We start from the raw sequence: 6,379 nt of genomic DNA, 5'->3' as shown, positions 1-6,379 counted from the left end.
TAGGCGCTGGAGCTAGACAACAAAAGGCTTTGTTCAAAATTTTAAAGCTAAAACATCTTATACGCTTACTCTGCAAAAAAGGTCCCTGATTTATCAGGAACCTTTTCGATTACATCTTCTTTTAATTTTGAAGACTTTCTTTGAACCTCTAATGATCAGGCAGTATTACTTTCCCTTACTTCTGCCAGGATGCCGCCCTCTTTAAGATACTTTTCAACACCTTCTGAAGCACGATATGCCAATGCTCCTACAGTAGCGGTTGGATGATGCCCCCCAAAATGAGGAAAAGCAGAAGCACCGACAACAAAAAGGTTTTCCATGTCCCACATTTGCAGATAGTTGTTCAGCGCAGAAGTCGATGGATCGCTTCCCATGATGACACCGCCTGCGTAGTGTCCTCCTTGATAAATATGATCAAATTCTTGCGGAATATCATCCTTGTCAATAATGTCAGCACCCATTTCCTTTACTACTTCCGCACATTTCTCAACGCCAAACTTTGCAATGGCACGATCCTGGTCGGTATATTTGTAAGTTACGCGCAGAAGCGGATCGCCAAAATCATCCTTATATGTGGGGTCTAAATCCACGTAGTTATGCCACCAAGACATGATGGCGGGTGTATACCATACGACCATATTGCGGTGGGCATAGTGAATAGAATTTTTCTTGAATTCCGGTCCCCAGGCTGGCGTTCCGGCCGGCACATGGTTGCTTGCAATTGCCCCGTCTCCATACTGCCTGAGCTCTACTGCACCCCCATGAATGAAATCAAGATTCGAGTGATCGAAGTTATCTGCATTCAAATCGTTGAATGTTCCCCCCAGAGCACCGGCTCCGGCATATAGATTGAATTTTTTATCATTGAAAAAGCCTCTTGCACCTCTGAAGGTAATATTGAACTGGCCATGATAATTTCTTCCAATCACTCCCTGCCTGGTTTTCGGGTCATAAGGCTGTCCTATTCCCGACAACAGCAAAAGACGGTTGTTTGTGAAAGTAAAAGCGCCTAAAACGACCACTTTTGCAGGCTGTTCGTACTCCTGGCCAGTTTTCGTATCAACATACATGACTCCCGTTGCCTTGCCGCCTTTATGCAGTACACGGCGGACATAGCTTTCAGTTCTCAGTTCAAAATTTCCCGTTTTCTGCGCTGTTGGAATCACTGTTACAAGAGAGTCGGCCTTGGCTCCGAAATCACAGCCATATTGTGTACAAAACGCACAGTACATACATGCATTAATCACTTCTCCGTCAGGGTTTTCATATCTTTGGGATACATTTGCAGACGGAACCTGGTACGGATTGTATCCCAGATTTTTCGCCGCTTGTTTGAACAACTTGATAGGAGGCGACTCTTTCAACGGAGGGTTCGGATAATCGCTTTTCCGTTCACCCAAAGGATCTCGCTCGCCTGATATTCCTGCCGTCTTTTCCCATCGCTCATAATACGGTTCCATCTCCTTATAGGTGATCCCCCAGTCCTGGAGCATCATCCCTTCGGGAATCTTTTTCTTTCCATACCTCTCGACCGTCTTGCTATAAATTTCAAAGTCATACGGCCAATAACGGTAAGTTGCACCCGCCCAGTGAACACTGCCGGCGCCGGAACCCGTTCCTGCCATCATCTCTTCCCGTGTCCTTACGGGAAGTGCCACTTCATCAATATCAGTTCTTGAGGTAATCGTTTCATGTGACAGGTTCTGCATTAGCTCGAACCTGTTGGTAAACCGCAGCTCATCTTTCACTCCGGTAAAATCATCGAGCACTCTTTTAGGACCGCGCTCCAAACAAACGATCTTATAGCCCGCTTTGGATAGTTCAGCTGATACAACCCCGCCTGACCAGCTGGATCCGACAACGACAACATCTACTGGTTTCAGTCTTTTTGCCATGACTGATTCCTCCCATTATGCATATTTTTGATAATCTTTCAGACTTTGGAGATCCATTTTCACAAATTTTTCGGCCTCAATGACGTCTTCAAAAGATGCGCGCGGCCCCGGGTACTCTTTCATCTTCCACCCCTGCATATTTTTATTGCCCCCATATAACGGATCCGAATACACACCCTCTATGGTGGTTTTAAGGAGCAGATTGAAAAAAGTGACAGAATCAACGCCCTGCATCTCTACCTCGCCGTTATCAAACATTTTGAGCACTTGGTCCTGCTGATCAGGACTGGCATCAACGAACTTCTTTTTAAATTTATCTTGGCTCACTTTTTCCATCTTCCGGAGCCCGGCTAGAAAAATTTCGGCCCTTGTCAACCGCGATTGGTATCTTGGCGTTGGTACCGGTGTTTGGGTATCCGTATCGGGACCTGTTTTATCTTTCTGGCTGTCCTTGTGCTGGTAATCATGCTCTTCGCTATTTTGTCTAAACGGATCTTTCATATATTCCTTTGCATTTGTCCCCCAATAACTGGCCAGCTGCTTATCAATAAAGTAAGGGACTCCGAGCTCAATGGCCCCCGGGCCAATATCATCCTTCGGAAATATACGCTCTGTTGCAGCTCCCAATATATCGAAATCTTCTTTACGGCTGAAAAACATTCGCGCTTCCTGTAGTGCTGCACCCTTTACAGCCTCATCTTTAATTTGGGCTTCTTGCTTTTTTTGATATTCATTTGTCAGCAATCCCCCTAACAAAGAACCTCCGACAACACCTCCCGCAACCATGCCAGTGTTTTTAAGAAACTGGCGCCGGCTCAATCCTTTTTTTTCATCTTTATCTGAGTGCTGGTCTGTCACCCTTTTTCCCTCCTTTAAAAGGATTCATATTAATTTTTCACTTTGTTCCAATACTTTCCATCCATCCAAATTATTATACAAGCGTCTCAATTTATAAGAACAAAAGTGGAAGCGCCTGTTCATCGACGTACAGACTGAAATGCGGAAGACGGCCGTTTAGGGGCGACAAGCGCTGGAGGGCAAACCTGTGAAGTCGTTCTTTGACTTCATTGGTTTGACCGAAGCGACCTCGAGCCCCTGCCGTCTGAAGCTAGACACTGGAGTGCCTTCGACGAGATAAAGGAAACACGGCGACGAAGGCAGGCTCAAGCAGCGACGTCCTGTCGCTTCGCCTGCACTAGCACCTCCTGTGCGTCGGAGCCGATGTTGACTTATCGTAGGAGGAGGCGCGAAGTCTGCTAGTCGATAGGCGCTGGGGCTGGACGTAGATTAACGTGAAAAGTATGCTATCCACGACCAAACCAGTTTATAATTTCCTTAAAAATAAAAAAGCCTTGATGATCAGCGTTTCACTGACATCAAAGCCTTTTCTGATTAAACTATTGATTTCCGCTTTCTTTATCCCCGTTCAGATCAATTTTTTCGCATCCGGAATACAGACAGGAGAATATATCTAAGCCCTCTTTCGCTTTTGCCAGTCCTTTTAAATATGGAGTGACCAAATCCTTGAAATCCGCTTCAACCCCTTTTTCCTCCAGAAGTCCATGTACATATAATTTTTTTTCATCGAATAAAAAAGCTACATTTCCAACCGCTTTTCCATTTGCATCCACAATGTTCAATAATTGAAAATGCGGGTTTATAACTTCAGGCGAAAAATAAATTTCCAATTTGTTTTGCTCCTTTATGTGAACTTTAATTGCTCGAATAGCGTCCCGCTGCCTGTCGAAGGTTCCTCTTTCTTGACACGGATGAAAAACAGGCATAATAGCATAGCCAGAAACACAATGCCGGCTGTAGTTAAAAACATCCCAGATCTTGACCAATCCATGAGCGCGCTAAAAACTGGCGGACCGACAGCGACACCTAAAAATCTGACCGACCCATATAAAGACGTGACAAAACCTCTGCGCTCTGCTGATACTGATCCGGTAATGAAACTGTTAATGCAAGGTAGTACGAGTCCGGTCCCTATGCTGCTGAAAACAAGAATAGAGATGAAAGGGATCAACCCTTTAAAAAAGACCAATATTGAAAAAGACGCTGTCATTAATATTAATCCAATGACAATCAGCTTTTTCATTAATTTCATGTTCTTTCCAATCTTGCTTCCGGTTATATATGAGGTCAAAGTCATGAATAAAAGCGGGATAGCCAAGATGCCGCCTTTTAGAATACCGTCAATATGATGGTCCTTTTCGAGAATATCGGATATATAGAACAATATCCCAAACAGCGTAAACAAACATGCCGCTCCCGTAAAATATGCAACAAAAAGCCATCGTCCTTCCGTTTTAAAAACAGAACCCAGTCCCTTGATGTAATTGCCGACGCTCGGCGGTTCTTCATCCTTTTTCTTTTCCTTCACAAAAAATATGGTTAAAAGAATGGATATAAGACAAAAAATCGGAAAAGCAAAAAACACGGCATACCATATAATCAGTGCAAGCAATGAACCAAGAATCGGGCTGATGACTTTCCCAAAACCGTTTGAAGCCTCAACCAGACCAAGCACTTTGCTTTGTTCTCCGCCTTTAAAAAGGTCCCCTGTCAAAGCCATGGCAATCGGAGCAGTGCCGGCTGCACCAATTCCCTGCATGATTCTTCCTGCCAATACCCATGTGTATGCATTGGAAAACCATGCCGAGGCTGCACCGGCCAATATCCCTCCGCTACCATATAAAATCAGTGCCGGGATAATGACCGCTTTCCGGGAAAAACGGTCGGATAAATAGCCTAAAATCGGGATGGATACAGCCGCAGCCATAGAAAATACCGTAATGATTAAACTGATTTTAAACTGGGAAACATCAAACTCACTTTTCATTTTCGGCAAAATCGGAATGAGCATGGAATTTCCCAAAACCAAAATTAGGGGAATGGATGCAATTGCCGCGATGGCCATCCCCTTATTTTTTTGCTTCGGCAACATATTCCCTCCCATCGCCCTGAATTATGATCCTTTTTATTTTGGCGGCATACTTGCTTTTTATGCAATTACACTAGCATTGCATTAATTGAAATTAGCAATTCAAAATACTAAAAACATTCAATAATTACCAGTTTAGACAACAAAAAATCCTTTACAATGGAGAGGTCAGGTGGTTCCTGTCCAAATCCAAAGTAAAGGACTTCAGCTATGGACAAGAATACACTACTTTCATCATTTGGTAAATGGGTTTTACCCATAAATACGGAAAAAATTAATGAACAAGTTAAATTTCTTAAACAGGATTATTACACAAAGAAACTAACGACGGGAGCGTATATCAAGCTCTTACTGTTTGCCCAGCTTCACGAGTTCAATAGTCTGCACGCAATCAGTGACGCTTTACTAGATGAAGACCTTCAAATAACGCTGGGGTTTGAATCTATCAGTGCATCGCAACTTTCTCGGAAGAATAACAACTTGGATCCGGCTATCCTTTCAACGCTGTTCCTGGATCTTGTGAAAAAGATTCAAGAATATCGCCATCCCAGCACAAGGAATTTGCCTCTAAAAATCATTGATTCAAGTACGCTTCCACTTAATCTGACGAACTACAAATGGGCAAAATTCCGGAAGACCAAAGCAGGCGTCAAGCTTCATTTACGGCTTGTATTCATGGATAAGGACACCGTCTATCCCGAAAAGGCAGTCATTACGGTAGCGAAAGAACATGACAGAAACCAACTGGAAGTCCTCGTGGATGACAAGGAATCCATGTATGTGTTTGACCGCGGCTACGTCGACTATGAACGTTTTGACCGCATGACAGATGATGGCTATTTCTTCGTATCCAGACTGAAGAAAAATGCCGTCATCCGTGAAGTGGAATCCTTCTCCCTGCCTGAGGGAAGCACGGTCTTGTCGGATAAGATGGTGCTTATCGGTTCGACTCAAAACCGGGCGGAAAACTTTTTTCGACTGTTAGAAGTGGTAGATTCCAAAGGGAATGTCCTTCGGCTGATCACCAACCGGTTTGATCTGGAAGCCGACGAAATAAGTGAAATCTACCGTTCGCGCTGGGCAATTGAGCTATTCTTCAAATGGCTCAAGCAACATGTAGAGATCAAACACTTCTATGGGATGAGTGAAACTGCGATACAAAACCAGATCTACCTGGCGCTCATCACCTATTGCCTGCATGTGCTCATCCAGTTGGAGACGAATAGTAAGAAAACACTACTTCGTATCAGCCGATGGCTAAAGGCAGCCATTTGGAAACCCGCATTCGTATGGATTCGGCGCTTTGAAGAAGAAACTTAGCTTATCGCTTGTCGTCGTCCCTTTTGTTTAATTGTATATTTTTACCAAATGGACAGTGCCACCTTTGCTTAAGGCTTTGCCTTTTTGGCACTTTTTCATGAAAGTATATTAACGGAATATTCTAACGGCATTTATGCAACGCTAGTGATGCAATTACAATAAATTAATTCAACAATAAAATTGCACTCTTGCCCAGCTTTTGAATAGTCTATCGTAG

At 43.7% G+C, this 6,379-nt stretch carries 5 protein-coding genes; 1 reads left to right on the top strand and 4 read right to left on the bottom strand.

Features of this window, described 5'->3' with window-relative positions; translation table 11 throughout:
• Positions 1–155: 155 nt before the first annotated feature.
• The 4 genes from FS666_RS14995 to FS666_RS14980 all read right to left on the bottom strand — a co-directional run bounded on the left by FS666_RS14995 (position 156) and on the right by FS666_RS14980 (position 4,845).
• The gene (locus FS666_RS14995) at positions 156–1,895 is read right to left on the bottom strand and encodes a GMC family oxidoreductase (RefSeq protein ID WP_144462321.1); all 1,740 of its coding nucleotides are present in this window, start codon (positions 1,893–1,895) and stop codon (positions 156–158) included.
• 15 nt (positions 1,896–1,910) lie between these two features.
• The gene (locus tag FS666_RS14990; protein WP_244943931.1) at positions 1,911–2,753 is read right to left on the bottom strand and encodes a gluconate 2-dehydrogenase subunit 3 family protein; all 843 of its coding nucleotides are present in this window, start codon (positions 2,751–2,753) and stop codon (positions 1,911–1,913) included.
• 539 nt (positions 2,754–3,292) lie between these two features.
• Entirely contained in the window at positions 3,293–3,583 is a 291-nt protein-coding gene (locus FS666_RS14985; protein WP_120073762.1) for a hypothetical protein, read from the bottom strand.
• A gap of 14 nt (positions 3,584–3,597) precedes the next feature.
• Complete coding sequence (locus tag FS666_RS14980) at positions 3,598–4,845, bottom strand: MFS transporter (protein WP_186306570.1); 1,248 nt, start codon at positions 4,843–4,845, stop codon at positions 3,598–3,600.
• A gap of 207 nt (positions 4,846–5,052) precedes the next feature.
• Between FS666_RS14980 and FS666_RS14975 the strand changes: the two genes are divergently transcribed.
• Positions 5,053–6,162, top strand: coding sequence for an IS4 family transposase (locus FS666_RS14975; RefSeq protein WP_144462319.1), 1,110 nt, complete (start codon positions 5,053–5,055; stop codon positions 6,160–6,162).
• Positions 6,163–6,379: the final 217 nt, after the last annotated feature.

It is taken from the genome of Siminovitchia fortis, assembly GCF_007681465.1.
In the GTDB taxonomy this organism is placed as follows: Bacteria; Bacillota; Bacilli; order Bacillales; family Bacillaceae_C; genus Siminovitchia; species Siminovitchia fortis.
This window is presented reverse-complemented; position numbering and strand designations above follow the sequence as displayed.